Origin of the sequence: Leptotrichia sp. oral taxon 498 (assembly GCF_002240055.1) — a bacterium.
Taxonomy (GTDB): Bacteria; Fusobacteriota; Fusobacteriia; order Fusobacteriales; family Leptotrichiaceae; genus Leptotrichia; species Leptotrichia rugosa.
In genome coordinates, this window is the sequence record NZ_CP016753.1 from 450212 (window position 1) to 470657 (window position 20446).

The 20446-nt window shown below is 29.4% G+C and carries 20 protein-coding genes, 1 tRNA gene and 1 pseudogene; 3 read left to right on the plus strand and 19 right to left on the minus strand.

Features of this window, described 5'->3' with window-relative positions; translation table 11 throughout:
* Nucleotides 1–13: 13 nt before the first annotated feature.
* The 5 genes and pseudogenes from BCB68_RS02045 to BCB68_RS02065 all read right to left on the minus strand — a co-directional run bounded on the left by BCB68_RS02045 (nt 14) and on the right by BCB68_RS02065 (nt 6004).
* Nucleotides 14–1045, minus strand: a complete 1032-nt coding sequence (locus BCB68_RS02045; RefSeq protein ID WP_094079314.1) for a rod shape-determining protein — start codon at nt 1043–1045, stop codon at nt 14–16.
* Nucleotides 1046–1204: 159 nt separating this feature from the next.
* The gene (gene cbiD / locus BCB68_RS02050) at nt 1205–2323 is read right to left on the minus strand and encodes a cobalt-precorrin-5B (C(1))-methyltransferase CbiD (protein ID WP_094079315.1); all 1119 of its coding nucleotides are present in this window, start codon (nt 2321–2323) and stop codon (nt 1205–1207) included.
* A gap of 2 nt (nt 2324–2325) precedes the next feature.
* A complete protein-coding gene (locus BCB68_RS02055; RefSeq protein ID WP_094079316.1) occupies nt 2326–2976 on the minus strand; it encodes a precorrin-8X methylmutase in 651 nt (216 codons plus the stop codon).
* Nucleotides 2977–2996: 20 nt separating this feature from the next.
* Nucleotides 2997–5338 (minus strand): annotated as a pseudogene (locus BCB68_RS02060) (endonuclease MutS2).
* Nucleotides 5339–5443: 105 nt separating this feature from the next.
* A complete protein-coding gene (locus BCB68_RS02065) occupies nt 5444–6004 on the minus strand; it encodes a 5-formyltetrahydrofolate cyclo-ligase (protein WP_094079317.1) in 561 nt (186 codons plus the stop codon).
* Nucleotides 6005–6082: 78 nt separating this feature from the next.
* On the opposite strand from BCB68_RS02065, the gene BCB68_RS02070 reads away from it, so the two are divergent.
* Nucleotides 6083–6158: transfer RNA gene (locus BCB68_RS02070), tRNA-Thr, on the plus strand.
* A 95-nt stretch (nt 6159–6253) separates the two neighbouring features.
* On the opposite strand, the gene BCB68_RS02075 is transcribed toward BCB68_RS02070, so the two are convergent.
* The 14 genes from BCB68_RS02075 to BCB68_RS02140 form a co-directional block, all read right to left on the minus strand.
* Nucleotides 6254–6820 (minus strand): PfkB family carbohydrate kinase, encoded by a 567-nt coding sequence (locus BCB68_RS02075; protein WP_094079318.1) that lies wholly within the window; start codon nt 6818–6820, stop codon nt 6254–6256.
* A gap of 53 nt (nt 6821–6873) precedes the next feature.
* A complete protein-coding gene (gene metF, locus BCB68_RS02080) occupies nt 6874–7749 on the minus strand; it encodes a methylenetetrahydrofolate reductase [NAD(P)H] (RefSeq protein ID WP_094079319.1) in 876 nt (291 codons plus the stop codon).
* A gap of 110 nt (nt 7750–7859) precedes the next feature.
* Nucleotides 7860–9074, minus strand: coding sequence for a S1C family serine protease (locus BCB68_RS02085; RefSeq protein ID WP_094079320.1), 1215 nt, complete (start codon nt 9072–9074; stop codon nt 7860–7862).
* Between the two features lie 333 nt (nt 9075–9407).
* Nucleotides 9408–10127 (minus strand): YebC/PmpR family DNA-binding transcriptional regulator, encoded by a 720-nt coding sequence (locus BCB68_RS02090; protein WP_094079321.1) that lies wholly within the window; start codon nt 10125–10127, stop codon nt 9408–9410.
* A 124-nt stretch (nt 10128–10251) separates the two neighbouring features.
* Nucleotides 10252–10851 carry a histidine phosphatase family protein gene (locus BCB68_RS02095; RefSeq protein ID WP_094079322.1) on the minus strand — a complete coding sequence of 200 codons (600 nt, stop codon included), beginning with the start codon at nt 10849–10851 and terminating at the stop codon, nt 10252–10254.
* Nucleotides 10852–10867: 16 nt separating this feature from the next.
* Entirely contained in the window at nt 10868–11614 is a 747-nt protein-coding gene (gene cobS / locus BCB68_RS02100) for an adenosylcobinamide-GDP ribazoletransferase (protein ID WP_094079323.1), read from the minus strand.
* Between the two features lie 25 nt (nt 11615–11639).
* Nucleotides 11640–12269 (minus strand): Holliday junction branch migration protein RuvA, encoded by a 630-nt coding sequence (ruvA, locus tag BCB68_RS02105; RefSeq protein ID WP_094079324.1) that lies wholly within the window; start codon nt 12267–12269, stop codon nt 11640–11642.
* A gap of 15 nt (nt 12270–12284) precedes the next feature.
* Nucleotides 12285–13070 carry a glutamate racemase gene (gene murI / locus BCB68_RS02110; protein WP_094079325.1) on the minus strand — a complete coding sequence of 262 codons (786 nt, stop codon included), beginning with the start codon at nt 13068–13070 and terminating at the stop codon, nt 12285–12287.
* Between the two features lie 65 nt (nt 13071–13135).
* The gene (locus BCB68_RS02115) at nt 13136–14320 is read right to left on the minus strand and encodes a D-alanyl-D-alanine carboxypeptidase family protein (protein ID WP_094079326.1); all 1185 of its coding nucleotides are present in this window, start codon (nt 14318–14320) and stop codon (nt 13136–13138) included.
* A gap of 231 nt (nt 14321–14551) precedes the next feature.
* Entirely contained in the window at nt 14552–15316 is a 765-nt protein-coding gene (locus BCB68_RS02120; protein ID WP_094079327.1) for a TatD family hydrolase, read from the minus strand.
* A gap of 78 nt (nt 15317–15394) precedes the next feature.
* Nucleotides 15395–16000 carry a hypothetical protein gene (locus tag BCB68_RS02125; protein ID WP_094079328.1) on the minus strand — a complete coding sequence of 202 codons (606 nt, stop codon included), beginning with the start codon at nt 15998–16000 and terminating at the stop codon, nt 15395–15397.
* Nucleotides 16001–16030: 30 nt separating this feature from the next.
* Nucleotides 16031–16720 (minus strand): hypothetical protein, encoded by a 690-nt coding sequence (locus BCB68_RS02130; protein WP_094079329.1) that lies wholly within the window; start codon nt 16718–16720, stop codon nt 16031–16033.
* A 100-nt stretch (nt 16721–16820) separates the two neighbouring features.
* Nucleotides 16821–18248: a hypothetical protein gene (locus BCB68_RS02135; RefSeq protein ID WP_094079330.1), complete on the minus strand. Its 1428-nt coding sequence runs from the start codon at nt 18246–18248 to the stop codon at nt 16821–16823.
* Between the two features lie 51 nt (nt 18249–18299).
* Nucleotides 18300–18779, minus strand: a complete 480-nt coding sequence (locus BCB68_RS02140) for an S-ribosylhomocysteine lyase (RefSeq protein ID WP_094079331.1) — start codon at nt 18777–18779, stop codon at nt 18300–18302.
* 155 nt (nt 18780–18934) lie between these two features.
* Between BCB68_RS02140 and BCB68_RS02145 the strand changes: the two genes are divergently transcribed.
* The gene (locus BCB68_RS02145) at nt 18935–19858 is read left to right on the plus strand and encodes a hypothetical protein (protein ID WP_094079332.1); all 924 of its coding nucleotides are present in this window, start codon (nt 18935–18937) and stop codon (nt 19856–19858) included.
* 88 nt (nt 19859–19946) lie between these two features.
* Nucleotides 19947–20402 carry a low molecular weight protein-tyrosine-phosphatase gene (locus BCB68_RS02150; RefSeq protein ID WP_094079333.1) on the plus strand — a complete coding sequence of 152 codons (456 nt, stop codon included), beginning with the start codon at nt 19947–19949 and terminating at the stop codon, nt 20400–20402.
* Nucleotides 20403–20446: the final 44 nt, after the last annotated feature.

Genomic DNA, 20446 nt, shown 5'->3' on the forward strand with positions numbered 1-20446 from the left:
TTTGTATATATTTTTAATTTTCCTTCATTTGAAGTGTTCTTAATAATTTTTTGTTGTCAAATGCGGCTCCTCCACCTAAAACTACTGAATCTAGTGGATTAGGCGACAAGAATACTTTGATTCCAACTTCTTTTTCCATCATATCGATAAAGTTTTTAATTAATGAACCTCCACCTGTCATAATAATTCCGTTGTCTAAAATATCAGCTGCTAATTCTGGTGGACATTTTTCCAAAACTTCTTTTGTTGCTGCAACTATTTGGAAAAGCGATTCTTCGATAGCTTCGTAAATTTCATTTGCATTGATTTCAACTGTATTTGGAATTCCTGACTCCAAATCTCTACCTTTTATTTCTAAAATTTCAGGATTTTGAACTTCAAGTGCAGAAGCTAACTCTTTTTTGATTTTTTCAGCTGTTCTATCTCCGATTAACAAGTTATATTTTCTTTTTACATATTTAACTATATCGTCATCAAATTTATTTCCAGCAATCCTTATTGATTTACTTGCAATAATTTCATCTAACGATAAAATAGCAATATCGGTAGAACCCCCACCTATATCGATTACCATGCTTCCTTCAGGTTGTGAAATATCCACTCCTGATCCAATTATCGCCGCTCTTCCTTCTTCTATAATATAAGTTTTTTTAGCTCCTCTCACAGCGTCAAAAAGTGCTTTTCTTTCCACACTCGTAACTTCAATTGGAACACAAATCATAACTTCTGGTTTAAAAAGTGAATTCCCATAAATTTTGTGAATAAAATATGTTATCATCTCTTTTGTAGAATCAATATCTGCGATAACTCCATCTTGAAGTGGTTTTATAGCTTGGATGCTGTCAGGTGTTTTCCCCAACATTTCTCTGGCTTCTTTTCCCACTGCAATCAGTTTTCCTGTCTTTCTGTCTCTAGCTACCACCGATGGTTCATTTAATACAATTTTTTTTCTTTGTTTATCGTAAATTAAAATATTCGCTGTACCCAAATCTATTGAAATACTTTTGTTTACTCTGAATATTTTTACAAAATCAAATGCTCCCATTATTCCTCCTATACTTATTTTCTTACTAAAATTATTCTTTAATAAAATTACTTTTATTTATCGCAATATAAAATTTATTTTAATAAATATTGCTACAATAATAATTTATATTTTAACTCCTTAATTATATCATATTTTTTTAGAAAAATTTATTATTTTTTAAAAATTTTCAAAAAAATTTTCGCTTTTTCCCAAAATTTTCTTTTCAGCCGACAAAATCAAAGTTTCGACTTCAATTTTTTTCCCATTTTTTCTGCAATGCTCTTCACACTTAATTTTTGCCTTTTGTGCCAGTAAATCAAAAACTTGTGTTTTTTCAATATATTTTATCGCTTCTTCAGTCGTGTTTGAGTCCATAATTTTTTTTAAATTTTCTATTTTTTCACCAACCAATAAAGTATTTGCAGTCAAAATTTCCATTCTGGCATCAGCAACTCTACTGTGAGTGTGAAAAATTCCACCTGCAACTTTTACAAACTTTCCAAGCTCTCCCACAAAATAAATTTTTTCCACATCATATTCACAAGCTCTGTCAAACATATATCCGACAAAATTGCTAATCACAACACCTTGTTTTTCTCTTTCTGGATAATTTTTAGCTAAATATAACTTTCCACGATTTCCAAAAATAAAAACGGCTGTTCTCTCTTTTTCTCTATCATTTATTTCAAGCGACTGCTTTAATTCAATCGCAAGGGAACTTTTCCAAGATTCTTCCGACATCGGTCTTACAATCCCCGTCGTTCCCAAAATTGAAATTCCGCCAATTATTCCCAATTTTTCGTTTAAAGTTTTTTTAGCGAGTTCTTTCCCTTTTGGGACACTTATTTCAATATCAACGCCAATTTTATCAGCTAAAAGCGTTTCTGCCACATTTTTTAGCATTTTCATCGGAGTTGGATTTATTGCTGATTTTCCAATTTTTACAGGCAAGCCTTCTTTTGTCACTTTTCCAACGCCTATTCCACCAAAGATATTTATTTTTTTATCATTTCTAAAACTTACTTTCGACACAATCTCCGCTCCGTGAGTTACATCTGGATCATCCCCTCCATCTTTTAAAATTGTAACTTTCGTAAAATTTTTATAAATTTCAATTTTTTCAATCGGTATTGTCAAAGTTTCTCCAGCTGGAACTTTAAGTTTCACAAATTTCTCATCTTTTTTTATTTTTTTTAAAAGCACTAGAATTGCAACTTTTGTAGCAGCCGTCGCACAAGTTCCAGTCGTGTAGCCACATCTTAGTTTTTTCCCTTGAAAATAAACATAATTTTCCATTTTTAATTATTAAAGTATTTGTCCCTTTCGTACATCTGATATAAAATTCCGTGCATAACTCCAACCGCAACCGTGCTTCCACCTTTAGTCCCATTTGTCCGAATAAACGGCACTTCGTATTTTGAGAGCTCCTTTTTCGACTCTGGACATCCGACAAATCCAACTGGCACTCCAACAATCAATTTTGGCAAATTTCTCTTTTTCATTTTTTCAAGCAAGGTAAAAAGTGCAGTCGGCGCATTTCCAATGAGAAAAATTTTAGTTTTAGGATCTTTTAGCGCTCTTTCAATCCCAATCATTGATCGAGTTACCCCTTTTTCCTTTGCTTCTCTTGTGATGTCTTTATCAGCGACAAGGCAATAAGCTTCTAAACCGAATTTTGCAAGAGCATTTTTATTAAGTCCATTCACAATCATATTCGTATCACAGTAAATTTTACAGTTTCCTTCTTTTAGCACTTCTTCTGCTGATTCTATTGGATTATTCCCAAATTCGACAATATTTACATAATCAAAATCTCCTGTCGTATGAACGAGTCTTTTTACAATTAACTTTTCACTTTCACTAAATTTATCAAGTTTATCTCCTAAAGTTTCAGTTATTATCTCAAAACTTCTTGCTTCAATGGATTTTGGATCTTTTATATATGCCATCTTTTTCTCCCAATTTTTTATTATTTCAAAGTTACAACCGTACAGCCAACTCCACCTTCATTTTGATTGGCATCTTTAAACTCACTCACATATTTTGAAGTTCTCAAATATTCTTGAATTTTCTTTCTCAAAACCATCGTTCCTTTTCCATGAATTATGTAAACTTCGTTGTAACCTGTGAGCATTGCACGGTCAAAATATGTCTCAATTTCAGAAATTGCTTCATCCGCATTCATTCCACGCACATCAAGTTCCCCACGAACTTGGGAAGTTCTTTTTAATGCAGCAAAATTTTTAAGTTTATTATTTTTTTTCTTTTGAATTTTTACAACATCATCCATCGACACAACCAATTTTAAAATTCCCGATTGCACTTGAACTCGACCATCTTTTGGCATCACTCTTAAAATTTTTCCATTTTGATTTAAAGTTTTTACCAAAACTTCTTCCCCTTCAGAAAAATCAACATTTTTAACTACAACTTTTTTTTCTTTAACTTTTTTTTCTTGTCAATTATAAATGATTCACGGAGCATATTTAAACTTCGCTGAGTATTTTTTGCATCCTCTTTTTTACTTTCTTCATGGCTAATTTTTTCAATTAGACTTTTTGCTTTTGCCTGAATATTTTTCAAATAGTCATCCGCTTTGTCATAAGCTTTCTTTATAATTTCATTTTTTTCATTTTCTAAATTTACAATTTTTTCTTCATAAAGATTTTTTTGTGTCAGAAGTTCACTTTTGGAATTTTCAAGTTCCTGAGTCAGCAAGTGAAGTTCGTCATTTTTTTCTTTTATTGATTTAATCATCTCTTCGACTTTTTTATTATCTTCACTTATATATTTTTTCGCATTTTCAATGATTTCATCACTAATTCCATATTTTTTTGCAATTATAAGCGCATTACTCTTACCTGGAATCCCTTCTAAAAGCCTGTAAGTTGGCGATAAACTTTCCACATCAAATTCCATAGATGCACTTTTTATATTCTCAGAATTAAAAGCATATGCCTTCACTTCACTGTAATGTGTCGTAATTATTGATGTTATATTTTTTTTATTTAAATAATCAATAATTGACATCGCAAAAGCCGCACCTTCCATAGGATCCGTTCCACTTCCAAGCTCATCCATCAAAACGAGTGATTTACTGCTCGAATTTTCAATAATTTCTTTAATTTTGCTGACATGCCCTGAAAATGACGATAAATTTTGCTCCAAACTTTGCTCATCCCCAATATCAGCCAGTACATTGTTAAAATATCCAATTTCCGTTTTTTCTCCCGCTGGAATTGGAATTCCCGACAGAGCCATCAAAGTTAAAAGTCCTGCCACTTTTAGCGTAACTGTTTTTCCACCAGTATTCGGCCCTGTTATAAGCATAATATTTTCACCATTTCCAACTGAAAAATTGATCGGCACAACTTTTTCTTCATCAATTAGCGGATGTCTTGCGTCCACCAATTTCAAATATTCTTTATTTATAACTTTTGGCACAACGCATTTTTTATTCACCGAATAAATTGTCTTGGCATTCAAAAAATCAAGTCTTTCCAATATTTCTTTTATTTCTAAAATTTCTTCTTTTTTAGTTTTTACAATCTCTGTCAATCGCAGCAAAATTTTTCTAATTTCTTCTCGTTCTTTCGCTTCATATTCCCTAAGTTTATTATTCAGCGAAACAATATTTATCGGTTCAATGTAAACCGTACTTCCAGTAGCTGACCTATCATGCTCAATACCTTTTATAAGCCCTTTGAAATCTGTTTTTACAGCGATTACATATCTATCATTTCTTTTCGTTATGATCCGTTCTTGCACAGCTCTTTGAGTCTCTTTATTTGACACCAAATCGTCAAATTTTTCTTTTATATTCGCATTAATATTTTGTTTTTGCCGTCTTACATCTTTTAACCCAAAAGATGCGTCATCTTTTAATTCTCCATTATCATCAATCGCTTCAGAAATAAAGTTCTCAATATCTTTCACTTCCTGTGCATCTGCAAACAAATTCCAAATGGTCTTATATTTATCTCGCACATTTTTAGCTCTCCCTTTAGAAATCCTAAAAATTGCCAAATTTCTCTTAAGTACAGAAAAATCTTCACTGCTCAAGTAACTTCCAATAACATCAATTGACTTAAACATTCTCGACAAATCAGCTAAACCAGTAAGTTCCAATCCATCATCAAATTTATAAAAATCTATCATTTCAGACATTAAAACAAGTTCTTTATCCAAAACAGATTTTTCTTTTATAATATCAATATCCAAAAATTTTTCTTTTGTACTTTCCAGCAAAGCCAGTTCCATAAGCTCATTAATTATTTTATGAAATTCCAGCACATCATAATCTTTTTTCATTTCTATTCTATCCCCCAATCTTTTTCAAATAATTTAAATAATAGACAAATTATACCATATTTTTAAAATATTCTCCAGTTCCATTATTTCAAAGATTTTTTTATTTTACACAATCACTCTTTTTTCACTGACAACCGCATCAACTCTCACATCATGCTCTTCTGTTGGAATTTTTTCCACAATTTGAAAATCATAACAAACTGCAACACATAAAATTCCCTTTTTCATTTTCCTAACTTTCGTCAAAAAATTATCATAAAACCCGCCACCAAAGCCAATTCGATTTTTTTTGCAATCAAAACCAATTCCAGGAACAACAATCAAATCTAATATTTTTTCATCACAATATTCTTCGGATGCCGACTCATAATATCCAAATTTATGCAAAACAAGCTCACTTCTATTATATTTATTAATTTTCATCTCTCTTTTAGGAAAAATTTTTGGAATAAAAAAAGTTTTTGTTGGATAAAGTTCAAGCAATTTTGTGATATTCACTTCATTTCCCATGTCCATAAAAATCATAATATTTTTAGCATTTTCAACATATTTTTTTAAATTTTTAATAATTAAATCCGTATTTTTTTCAACAGTTTTTTTATCCATTAGATTTCTTTTTTTTAATAAAATTTTTCTAATTTCTTTTTTTTCATCAATTTTTTTCATAAAAAATCTCCTTTATTCATAAAATTTATTTTAAACTCTTGACAAAATAAAAAAAATCTTATATAATAACTATGTTATGCCGCTTTAGCTCATCTGGTAGAGCAACTGACTTGTAATCAGTAGGTGGTTGGTTCGAGTCCGACAAGCGGCACCATAAACTTTTTTAATAACCTATTTTGGAATTTTTCTAAAATAGTTTTTTTTATAAAATTTTTTTAGAAAAGGGAGAAAAAATCTCCCTTTTTTAATTTATTTTAGTGAAAATTTTTTATGATTTATTGGACCTGCAAAATTATTTAACGAAAATGAATCTTTAAGTGCATTTGAAATTAATTCTTTTGTTATTTTCACAGCTTCTGAAACTGTTGCACCTTTTGAAATTTCTGCGGTAATTGAAGAGGAGAAAGTACATCCAGCGCCGTGATTCCATTTTGTGTCAATTTTTTTACTTTCAAAAAATTTAAAATCTTTTCCATCGTATAACAAATTCACTGAATTTTCTCCAGTAAAAAAAGTTCGTCCTATTATAACAACATATTTTGCTCCCAATTCGTATATCTTTTTAGCAGCTTCTTTTGCTTCATCAATCATTTTTATCGCTTCCATTCCAGCAAGTTGTGCTGCTTCAAATAAATTTGGTGTCATAACTGTCGCATAAGGCAAAAGATATTTTTTCATAGCTTCAACATTTTCAGGGAAAAGATTTTCTGGATTTCCTTCTCCTTCGCTATTCATTTTACAAACTATTACTGGATCAATAGCAATCGGTTTTTTGACATCTTTTAAAACAGGACCAACATATTCAATAATTTCCATTGTTGAAAGTATTCCTAATAAATACAAAAGTCAAGCGGCTTTAGTTCATATTCTTATCTCAGAAAAGCAATATTTTTTATAATTTCTTTCGCATTTTCAGCCTTATTCATTGTATAAATGTGAACACCTTTTATTCCGTAAGCAAAAAGTTCGATAATCTGCTCACTTGCGTACATAATTCCAGCTTTTCTCATTGAATCTGGATTATCTCCATATTTTTCAATTAATTTTTCCAGTTTTTTCGGAACTGAACATTTTGAAAGTTCTATTATTCTTTTTATCTGTTTTGCATTTGTAACTGGCATTATTCCAGCGACTAAAGGGACATTTATATCAAGTTTTTCCGCATTTTCCCTAAATTTTACAAAAAGGTCGTTGTCAAAAAACATCTGCGAAACTAAAAAATCTACTCCAGAATCGACTTTATTTTTTAAATGAAATAAATCTACCAAATCATTGTTTTGATAGTGAGTTTCCGGATAAAACGCCGCTCCAATTGAAAAACTGCTAAATTTTTCATTTTGTCTTAAATCAGAAATTAATTCTGATGCATATTTGTAGTCGCCTCTGTCATAAATTTCTTCAGTTTCTCCAACGGGTACATCTCCACGAAGTGCTAAAATATTATCTATATTATTTTCTTTTACTTCCTTCAAAAAATTATTTATTTCACTTTTTTTACTTCCAACACAAGTCAAATGCGTCATAACTTCTGTTTTTAAATTATTTTTTATGTGCGACGCCATCTCTATTGTCCCAGATTTTGTCTTTCCACCTGCACCATAAGTCACGCTTATAAAGTCGGGTTTATATTGAACCAGCTCCGCTGTCACATTTTTTAGTTTTTCTTCCGAAAAATTTTTGTTTGGTGGAAAAATTTCAAATGAAACTGTATGTTCTTTTTTTTCTAAAATATCTTTTATTTTCATAAATTTGCTACCTCCATTTTCACTTTTTTTATTATTTTACTATAAAAATTAATTTTTGTATATAAAAAAATCCATTTAATAACAATTTATCAAATGAATTTTTTTATTTTTTATCTTCCAAATTGTTGTTCATATTGTTGCTGCTGCTGTTGTCTTTGTTGCAAAATTTGCTGCTGCTGCAATGTATTTGGTGTCTTTGCCAATGTAACTGCTACATTTATTTCTTTTCCATTTCTTGTCACAGTTAAATTAGTTTTTTGACCAACTTTTTTAGCTGCAATTTCTCCTACGAAAGCTCCTGCTGAATTTATTTCTTTTCCATCAACTGCTGTAACTACATCATTTTTAGCAAGTCCCGCTTGTGCTGCTGGACCATTTGCAACAGTTCCTGCAATATATATTCCATTTGACGATTTCAAATTCAACGCTTTTACTTTTTGCGCATCTAAATTATCCAAATAAATACCGATATATGGTTTTTCAAATTTTCCTGTGGCAATGATCGAATCTTTTACTCTCACAACTAAATTTGAAGGAATTGCAAATCCAAGTCCCACACTTCCACCGCTTTGTGAATAAATAGCTGTGTTAACTCCTATTACTCTTCCACTTATGTCAATTAACGGACCTCCACTATTTCCTTGATTAATTGCTGCATCCGTTTGAATGAAGTTTTCAATTTGCTCGATTCCAAGTGAACTTCTTCCAGCTGCACTTACAATTCCAGCAGTCATTGAGTCATTAAGCCCCATTGGGTTTCCAAAAGCAATTGACCATTGTCCAATTTGAACCTCATCTGAATTAGCAAATTCCAAAGGTTTAAATGTTTCATTGGAATTTATTTTTAAAACGGCTATGTCAACTTCTGGTGAAGTTCCCACAAGTTTGGTCTTATATTCTTTTCCGTCAGAAAATTTTACAAAAATTTCGTCCGCGCCATCAATTACATGATTATTTGTCACAATGTAACCATCTTTAGAAACGACAAATCCTGAACCTAATGCTCCAGATTCCCTTGTTTCCTGTCCACCTGAATTTCCAAATAATAATGCTTCTAATGGATTATAAGTATTTACTTTCACAGTCTTTTTAGTTCTAATATTTACAATCGAATCTTTTGCGCTGTTGTGAATACTAACAAATGCATCTTGTGTCTGAACTGCATTTTTAGTATATTTTGGTAATTCTTGCAAAGAAATTGATTTTTCTTGCGTATTTTTTTGGTCGCTTTCTGATGCACCACTTGTTTTACTTGATTTATCAGAACAGCTTAAAACAAATAGCAGCATTGAAACTAATATTAAATATTTTTTTTTGTTTTTCATTTTTATTCCTTCTTTCTTATTTTCTTAACTTTTTTACTTTCTTAATTTTTTTACTTACTTTCTTTCTTAATTTTTTTCTTTTTTATTTTTCTTTTTTTTCTGAATCTTATGTAAACTACTCCCACTTGTAGGAAGTCTACGGCTTCTTGCTATCTTTTGTTAAAAAATTTTTATTTTTTTTATTTGAAAAGGATTTTAGCAAATTTTAATTAGATTGAACTTTGATAATTCTTGTTCTTAACTTTTTCATATTTTAAAATAATTATTTCGTTTTTTTCAAAAAAATAAAAAAAGCGGAAAAAATTTGTCCGCTATATTTTATCAATTTTTAGATTATAATTCTCCTGCATAGTTGTGGTGAACTTTTTGCACATCGTCATCATTTTCCAAAACTTCAATTAATTTTCTTAATTTTTGTAAATCATCATCGCTAAGGGTTTCCACTTCGATTGACGGCAAATACTGAATATCAGCTTCTAACAATGTGTATCCAGCTTCTCTAAGCGCATCTGCCACTTCATCAAAAGAACTTGGGTCAGTTGTGATGTAAAAACTGTCATCCAAAGTTTCCATATCTTCCATTCCAGCGTTTAATGCAACTTCCATCAACGCTTCTTCGTCAATATCGTCAGTTTTTTCAATTATAATTTCACCTTTTCTTCCAAACATATACGAAACAGAGCCAGAAACTCCAAGTTTTCCCCCATTTCTGTCAAAAGCATGTTTTACAGACGAAGCAGTTCTATTTTTGTTGTCAGTTAATGTTTCCACAATAATTGCAACCCCTGCAGGTCCATATCCTTCATAATTTAATGTTTCAAATGATGTCGAACCATCTGTTCCCGCACCTTTTTTAATCGCTCTGTTGATGTTATCATTAGGCATATTAATTGCTTTTGCTTTTTCAATTGCGTGTTTTAGTGCGACATTAAATTCTGGATTTTCCCCACCTCTTGCTGCAACTGTTATAAGTCTTACAAGTTTTGTAAATGATGCAGCTCTTTTTTTATCTTGCGCTTCTTTACGACCAGCTATTGTACCGTGTCTTCCCATTATTTCCTCCTATTTTTCATCTAATCTAAAATTTTTAAATAATATTTTCTTTAACAAAACTAATACATATATACTAACATAAGCACTTTTAAAAGTCAATAATTTATGTTTTTATAAAAATATTTTATCTATTTATATAATTAAAATAAACAAAATTATCTTTTGTCACCGTCATTTTTGTAATACTTCCATTGTCAACTTGAAAATTCCAGTAAAAATCCAAGTTTTTTGTAAGATAATAGCTGATTAGCGACTGAATTACGCCGCCGTGGACAACTACTAAAATTTTTTTATTTTGATAATTTTTTATGATTTCTTCGGTTTTTTTTACAATTCTATTTTGCAATTCAAAAACACTTTCGCTACCTTCAACTTTAAAATATTTCCAATTATTTTCTATTTGTTCGATATAATAAGGATTTTCAGCTTCAATTTCTTCATAGGTCTTCCCTTCCAAAATTCCAAAATTAATTTCTCTCAATTCTTTTGTAAAATTTCTTTTAACTTTATTTGAAATTTCAAGTATTTCAAGACTTTGTCGACATCGTCTCAAGTCGCTGCAAAAAACAACATCTATTTTTTCTTCAAATTTTTGCAACTTCAATTTTGTCTTATTTAACTGCTCAATCCCAGTTTGATTAATATCTGGGTCAAGATGCCCATAAAATAATCTGTTTTTATTATGGTCTGTTTCCCCATGCCTAATAAATAATAACTCTGTCATAGTTTTTCCCCTTTTCTCACTTCAAAAAAATTGCTAAAAATAATGCAAAAATTGCCGTTAATTCAAGCGCTGCACCCATCGTGTCACCTGTCACACCGCCAATTTTCTTTTTTACAAACTGCATAAAAAAAATTATAAATAAAAAAGCTCCTAAAAATAGCTCAAATCCTTTAAAACTAAATATTAGAAAGGATAAAGCCACCGCTAAAATTATCGAAAAGATTCCTTCAAAAGCAGAATTTTGTGAAATTATAAAATTGCTCATCCCATTTTTTCTGGCATAATCTGAAAAAGCGGCATTTATTGGAGTGGCAAGTCTTGCTAAGACTGGATAAATTATCAAATATTTTAAATTTATAGAAAAAATTTCTGAAATAAATAAAATTTTTGCAATAAAATATAAGACTAAAATTATCGCTCCATTTGTCCCAATTCTCGAATCTTTCATTATTTCAAGCATCTTTTCTTTTTCCCTGTAACTAAAAAGCCCGTCGAATGTGTCACAAAGCCCGTCAATATGAATTATTCCAACTGTCATCAGCTCTATAACTATAACAATCAAAGCATTTATCAAATTATTTTTTGAAAATTTTACCAAAATTATGCTCGAATAATATAAAATAAGTCCAATTGCCAGTCCCACAAATGGGAAAAATTTTATCGACTTCCCAAGTTTTTTGGGATCATAATCGACTTTTATGGGAATTGGGATTCTTGTCATAAATTTTGTTAAAATGATAAGCTGCTCAAAAATATTTTTCATTTTATATTCTCATTTCTATTTTTTATTATTTTCTTTTTTTACTTTGAATTTTTTGCAGCACAATTTTTATTACTTCACTTATATCACCAATTTTACAAAGTTCTTCGTCTGTTATCCACTTTGAAACATCTTCATTCTGATAGCCAAGCGAATCAAGCGCTAATTTCAAATCTTCTTTTAAAATTAAAATTTCACTATTAAAATTAATTTGAGAATTTTTACTTTTTTCTTCAAAACTTTCTGAAATATTCAATTTTTTCACTTTATCCTTTAAGTCCAAAATAATTTTCTGCGCTTTTTTTAGTCCAAGTCCTGGCACTTTTGTAAATATTTTTATTTCATCAACTGACACAATTTCTATCACTTCTTTCACTTCAAAAGTCGACAATATCGCAATTGCAAGTTTTGGACCGACACCACTTATCGTGATTAATTCTTTAAATAATTCTCTCTCATTTTGTGTCTTAAATCCATAAAACGAAATATTATCTTCCTTCACATTTGTAAAAATATAAAGTTTTTCATCTTTCCCAATTTCGTTTAATTTTTCAAAAGTTTTAAGAGAAATATAAATTTTATAAGCCAGTCCGTTTATGTCAATTGCCACATAATCTACTTTTTTTATAGCTAGTTTTCCAAAAATGTATTCAAACATATTTTTCCCTTCGTTTTAAAGTTTTACCAACTCAACTTTTTCAATATTTTCGTCCAAAAACATAATTCCAATTTCCTTAAATTTATCTTTTCCGTCGGTTACATAATATTTAACTTCTCTATTTTTTGTCGCATCATTTTTTAATAAATTTTTCTCTTCCAAAATTTCTTTTAAATCAAGTGCAGTTTCTCTCGCAGGATCAACGATATTTAAATCAGTATAAATTTTCCCAATTGCATTTTTTAATAGTGGATAATGAGTACACCCCAAAATAAGCGTGTCAATTTCTTTTTCAAAATCATCCAAATATGTCTTTATAATCTGATCGACAAGTTTTCCGTCCAAAATTCCTTCTTCCACCGCAGGAACAAATAGTGGACAAGCTTTTGCAATAACTTTTACATTTTCACTTAATTTTTTTATTTCTTCTTCATATCTTTTAGAATTCACGGTTGCCTTCGTTCCAATAACTCCGATATTTCCAGATTTTGTCGTATTTATCGCTGTTTTCGCTCCAGCTTTTATAACCCCTATTATTGGTATCTTAAATGTTTTCTTTAATTCTTCCAGCGCCAATGCCGTAGCTGTGTTACAAGCAACTACGATAGCACTAACTTCTTTGTCCAGCAAAAATTCCACAATTTCTTTTGAATACCTAGTTATCAGCTCTTTTGTCTTTTCTCCATACGGAACTCTCGCCGTATCTCCAAAATAAAATATTTTCTCATTTGGCAAAACTTTTCTAATTTCTTTTAAAACGGTAAGTCCGCCGATTCCAGAATCAAATACTCCAATTGACATCTATTTTTCTCCTCATTTTATTTTTTGTAAAATAGAAAATTGAGCTGTAAATACAGCTCATAATCTTATTTCATTATTAATTCCCCGGTAAAAGTTTGAATACCGTCTGTTGCAGTGTATGTTCCGACCACTTGTCCTCTACTTTGTCTTGAAATTCCTGGATTTAAAGTAACACTGTATTTTAAACGCGGCTTTTCTTTTGCTTCAATTTCCACATCCTTTGCCGGATACAAATTAAATTTGTCATTTCCAATTTTTACTATCGCAACTATATCATTTTTATTAACTACTTTTATTTTTCTAGTTCCATCACTATTTCTTCCAACTAACGAATTAAAAAATTGAGAAATTTTGTTTCCTTTATTTGGTGACGAATTATTATTATTATTATTATTATTATTTGTATTTTGTGCATAATTATTGTTTCGACCGTATCCATTTGCATAATATTCGTTTATTTCTCGAGCTCCAATTGCATTTCTATCTTTGGCATGAGCAGAACCTAAAATTACGGTAATCATTCTATTTCCGTCACGAATTGCTGTAAGTACAATATTTGACCCAGCTGCGTCGTGATAACCTGTCTTTAATCCATCAACTCCAATGACATTTCCCAAAAGAGTATTAGTTGAAGAAACTTTTGTATTTCCATTGTCAATATAATCCACTTTATTTCTTGAAAAATCTAAGTAATCGCTGTAATCTTTTACTACGATTTGTGCCAATTTATATAAATCTTTTGCGTTTCCCTGATCCATGCAAGAACCTGTATAACTTGGCGGCAATCCGTTTGGAGAACAATATCTTAGTGAATACAGACCAAATTGCTGCGCTTTTTGATTCATCATATTTACAAAATTTGGAATACTTCCTCCAACAAATTCTCCTAGTGCATAAGCCGCATTATTTGATGATTTTATAATTGTTGCTTTCAATAAATCTCTTACTGTATATTGTTTTCCTGCAACTAAAGTCACTCCATAAGGAACTTTTGCCGCTTTTGCCGAAACTGTAACTTTGGTGTCATAAGAAATTTGTCCACTTTTTATTTTATCCATTGTCAAAATTACAGTCATAATTTTTGTTACAGATGCCAGTGGTCTAACTGTACTGCTATTGTCCTCTTTAATTATATTCCCGTTTACATCTCCCACTAAAAGTGCTTTATAATCAAAATAGTCTTCTGAAAAAGCCATTGAAGATACTCCAAAAAATAACATTGAAAACAATATTTTCTTATTCATTTTCATTCTTTTGTTTTCCCCTTTTCAATTTTTACTTTAGTAAACCTATTTTATATTTTCTTATAAATTTTTTCAATTTTTTATAACTTTTAAAATTTATTTTAGAAAAAATTTTTTATAAAAAAAAATAAAATTACTAAATAAGTTCATTACTAACACCCAATACTAACATATTAATATTAGTTTTTTATTTGATTAATCAAAATATATTTTTTATATTCAGTTTTTTTATTATATTTATTTTATCCCATAAATTTTCTTCGCATTCTCCGTAGTCACTTTTATAACTTCTTCCACAGAAATTTCTTTAATTCTAGCAATTTCCTCTGCCACATATTTTGTGTAAATCGGCTCATTTCTTTTTCCTCTAAAAGGAACTGGCGTCAAATATGGACAATCTGTTTCTAGGACAATTTTTTCCAAAGGAAGTTCTCTCACAAGCTCTTTCGTCTTTTTATTATTCTTGAATGTCAAAGTCCCGCCAATTCCGATGTAATATCTATCCAAAAGAGGTTTTGCCGCCTCAAGCGATCCCGGATAACAATGCAAAATCCCGCCAACATTCGGATATTCCTTCAAAACATTAATCGTATCCTGCAACGCTTCCCTCGTATGAATCACAACAGGCTTTTTCACTCTTTCAGCAAGTTCCATCTGCTTTTTAAACACAGCAATTTGCTCATCTTTCGGATCTTCCATCCAATGATAATCCAGTCCAATTTCCCCAATCGCAACAACCTTTTCCTCATTCAAAGCCAGTCGCTCCAATTCTTTTTCCACTTCATCATTATACTTCTTAATATCCACAGGATGAACTCCAATCACCGCATAAATAAACGGATATTTATTCGCAAGAGCCACACTCGTAAGCGAAGTTTCCAAATCACACCCAATAACAACAGCACCTTCCAGCTGCTCATCAATCCGTTCCAAAACTTCATCAAAATCTTCTGCAAATTGCTCGTCGTAAATGTGTGTATGTGTGTCTATTATTTTTGCCATTTCAATCCTTCCTTTGTTACAAAAAATTTTCAATTTCTATATAAAAAAGTATCAGTCTTTTTAATTTTCTAAAATTTTCTATTTTAAATTATTCATTATAATATTCCATTTTCCATTAATTTTTGTCGCTTCAACAGCCCCTTCTTTTTCCTCAAATTCTTTTATATTCTTAATTTTATCTGAAACTGTTTTTGATATTATATCTATCAAGGTTGGCATCCATTTCTTTTGAAAATCTTCCCCTGAAATATTTGACAAATATTTTATTGATTTTCCAGTTTTTTGCTCAAATGTTTTATTTATTTTTTCTTGGTCTTCAGCTCCCAAAAGAGAGTTAAAATTTAATTTTGGTGCTTTTAAAACAAATTTTAAATCTGCACTTGAACTAGAATTATAATTTATCTCCTTAATACGATATTCCATATTTCTCATATATTCTTTCAAAATTTCGCCAAAAAATCTTGCTCCTAATTCATCTTTTTGTTTTGCAATCTGATTGTCAACCTCTTTTATACCTTCAAGAGTATCTCGTTTTGTATTTTCCAAAAAAACTTTTTCAATTTCCAAATTGTTCTTTTCAATTTCTGACTGCTGAATTTTCACATTAGGCTTAACTTCAACCTTGTAAGTTGCTGAAAATTCAAGACTTGTTGTTAATAAAAATAAAATCAATATTTTTTTCATTTACTCATACCTCATCCTCATTTATTCAAATTATTTTCCAAAATTTTCAAACATAGAATCAAAAATATCAAAACCATCACTTTCTAATGTTTCTTCATCTTTATATTCCCATCCTTTTTTCTTTCTTTCCAAAATCATCTTATTTTTATTAGTCATATACTCAAACTGATTATTATCCAATATCTTTATCATTTCATTTTGATATTCAGACAAAATTATTGCATTTGCTTTCATTCTTTCTTCATTGGATAATTTTTGAATTTTTTCATTATCCAATTTATATCCCAATTCTTTTGAAACTTTATCTTCCAGTTTTTTATTAAATTCTTCAGAGAACATAATTTCAAAAATATTTGGAGATTTTTCAGTATAAGTTATCTCAACTTTGTTTTTTGAAATAAAATTAATTTTTTCAATTTTATAAATTGTTTTTTCATAAACTTTATTATTCATCAAAACATCAGGTACATTCGCTTTAAAAATTTTCCACCCAGTTTCAAAATTAGTATTTTCCGAATATTCAATTCCTTTATTTTGACTTTCTATCCTATCTAAAATTTCTTTATCAAAAATTTCAACAATTTTTTCAGTTTGATTTTTCATTTCTTCTTCCGATATTTTTAAACTCTTATCTTTTACAATTTTTAAATTTTCTTTTTTTAATTCAAATGAAAAATTTAATGAAAAAACAACAAAAAACAAAATAATTACTTTTTTCATACACAATCTCTCCTTTTCACTTTTGAAATCAAACTTAAAAATTATAATTTTTCAATTTCTTAACAAGGCGATCTTTTTCTACTTCATTTAATTTAGAAAATTAAATTTTAGTTTTATAACTTTCAATCAGTTTTTGATATTCATTAACAACCCACTCACCAAATCCCAAATGAATTGCATCGCTTATCCCATAATCTTTTATCTCTGATTTTTGAAAATACAACTTTCCATTTGGACAATATTTTTCATGATATACTTGTACAGAGGTAGTCGTGTATGTTATAACTTCTCCATCTATAACTTTTCGTTCTAATGTATCAAAATCCAGTAGTGGTAATATATACCAATTATTTTCATAATCATAAATCCATAAAATATCTTTTTCCGTTTTTAGTTTATATGGTGAATGGGTATTAAAAAATCTATCCTTATTACTTATAATTTCAACATCATAACCCAATCCTATCATTTTCTTTAATAATTCTTCTGATATACTAAATCCAAGGTCATCATCATCCCAGTCTCTAGGAATATAAACTATATCAAAAATGTTATTTTCTATTTTTTTAAAAACAGGTGGAAATATATTTTTATGCTCTATTTTAGGCATTATCTTAAATTCTGGCAATTTTTTCCATTTTTCTTCATTAAGTTCTATATTTAGAATAAATATTTTTTGCTTTCGGCTTTTCATAATCTCACATTTTTTCCAAGAATTTACTGTATCTCTAAAATATATTTCAGGATAACTTTCCAAAGGATGAATATTTGAATCATTTTTAGTAATATAAATATCCATTTCATCATCTAAAAATTGCATTTTATTATTTGTAATTGGATATTTATCAACTAATATTTCAATTTCATAATTTTCAGCTATATCTAATAATTCCTTTTTCAATAAAGGAGATATATTTTTCAAAAATTCATTGTATTTGATTTTATCATACAAAGGGTCTATTTTTAATTTTTCCAAAAAAATATCACAATACAGTGCTTCTTCTGTATCCAAATTATAATCTTTAATGTATGAAGTTTTTATATTTTCATATATAATTAATTTCCATTTATTTTCAACTTTCAATTTTTCCATTTTTAAATTTATATTTTCAAAATCCAATAATGAAACATAAAAATCTAATTTCCCAATTTCTATCCATCTACTCAACAAATATTCTGCTCTTTCTTTTATACTATCAAAAGAAGAATAATTTCCTATTATTTTATCAATTACTCCATTTGGAAATAACTTTTCATGAAAAATTTTTATAATATAATCATAACAATTTCCTGCTTTTTTTGAGCTAACTAAAAAATAATATCCTGTTAAATTTTCATAAACATATTCAAGTTCATTAATTCTTTTTATTTCTGCACTTTTTCCATTTTTCTGCATTAATTCTAAAAAAATAACTGCTAAACTAATTTTTTCCAAACTATTTTTTTCTAAACTCACAAATTGCTTCAATTTAATTAGAAAATCCAATTTATCTGGTAAAGTTTTTTCAAATGTATTTAGTTCTTCCATCCTTTTACCACCCTATTTTTAAATACTTCTTAAAGATGCTCATAGTATTTTCTATTCAGGATAAACCAAATTCGCTTCCGTCAAATTCTCCAAAGTTTCTTCCAAAAATTTTTTCGATTCAAAATTAGCCATCGCCAAGTTTTGATCCAAATAGTTTCCACATTCAATTGCAGTCGCTCCTGGGATTTCGCCTTTAAATTCTGCCATGAATTTGTAAAGTTCTTTCATTAAGTCAATGATGTCTTTTGATTCTAATTTTCCTTTTAAAATTACATAAAATCCTGTTCTGCAACCCATTGGTCCAAAATATACAACTTCATTTTTCCAAGTTGGATGATTTCTTAAAAATGTTGCTCCTAAATGTTCCATTGTATGAAGTTCTGCGATGTTTATTACTGGTTCTCTGTTTGGCAGCTTCATTCTTACATCAAAAGTTGTGATGTAATTTCCGTTGATTTCGTCAATTCTTGACACATAAATTCCTCTGTTTAATTTTTTATGATCTACTGTAAAACTTGCTATTCTTTCCATTTTTTTCTCCTTTTAATCTTTTTTCTTATCAAAATCATATCACAAAAATTTAGAAATTTGAAGTTATTTGTAAAATTAATTAAATTAAGTTTCATAATTTTTCACTTTATAAAATCCTGAAAATATGATAAAATTACTAAAAAAGGAGGAATTTCATGAAAACTGTTATTTTACTTGGAGCACTAATAGCTTCTTTGACATCTTTTGGATTTTTTAAAAAATCGCCAAAAGCAAAAAATGAAAATGTAAAAAAAGTTGTTAAAAAGGCAGATAACTTAAATCAAAATAAAAACGTAACTAAAAATATTAATATCAACGAAGATAAAAATATAAATTCTCAAAACTTGAGTGAAAGACCGAAATTATCAATTTCAAAAGAAGAACTTAATCGTGTGGCAAAAAGAATTTTTCAAAATGAAGCTGCTGGGAAAAAGAATGACTTGGTCGTTTGGAATAGCGGAGAAAATTTCCCATCGCTTGGGATAGGGCATTTTATTTGGTATAAAAAGAATGAAAAAGGTAAATTTGAAGAAAGTTTTCCGCCACTTGTGGAATTTTACAAATCTAAAAATATTGAATTGCCAAAAATTATTAAAGATAATAAATTTGCACCTTGGAAAAGCCGAGAAGAGTTTTTGAAATTAAAACAAAATAATAATCCAGAAATTACCGAACTGATTAATTTTCTTTACAACACCCAGGATACACAAATTGAGTTTATTTTTAACCGTTTGGAAGATTCACTGGAAAAAATGTTAAAAGTTGCAAAAAATAAAGAAAATGTCAAAAAACAATTTTACCGTGTTGCAAACTCGCCAAATGGCTTATATCCATTAATTGACTATGTAAATTTCAAAGGTGAAGGAATTTTGCCATCAGAAACTTACAATGGACAAGGATGGGGACTTCTGCAAGTTTTGGAAAATATGAAAGGTTCTCAAACTGGAAGAGCTGCACTTGAAGAATTTAGTCAGTCGGCAAAATCTGTGCTTGAAAGAAGAGTAAAAAATTCTGGTGCAAAGAATGAGCAAAAATGGCTTAGAGGCTGGTTAAATCGTTGCGAAACCTACAACAATTAATTTTATTTTTTATTTTTAAGATTTATAATTTTAGAATTAGAAAATTTGATTTTTTTGAGAAAAACCTAAAAATAGAAGGAGTCAAAAAATGAAAAAAGTATTATTTGTCTGTCTTGGAAATATATGCCGTTCTCCAATGGCTGAGGCTGTCTTTAAAAAAATGGTTGCAGATGAGAATTTGCAAGATAAAATTATAATCGACTCTGCGGCTACAAGTTCTTGGGAACACGGAAATCCTGTTCATCACGGTACTCGTGAAAGACTGAAAAAAGAGGGAATTTCAACTGCTGGAATGTACTCTCGAACTCTTGAAGATTCAGATTTGGATTCTGATTATATCATTGGAATGGATGAAAATAATATAAAAGATATTAATTCATTTATAAACGGAAGAAAAGCAGGAGAAGTTAAAAGACTTTTAGAATATGCCGGAGAGGCCCGTGATATTGCTGACCCTTGGTTTACAGGGGATTTTGAGAAGACATTTGCTGATGTTTCAAAAGGCTGTCAGTCTCTGTTAAAAAAATTGAAAGAAGAAATTTAAAAAATTAGAAAATAAGGAATGTTTGAACTTCATCTCAAATCTTG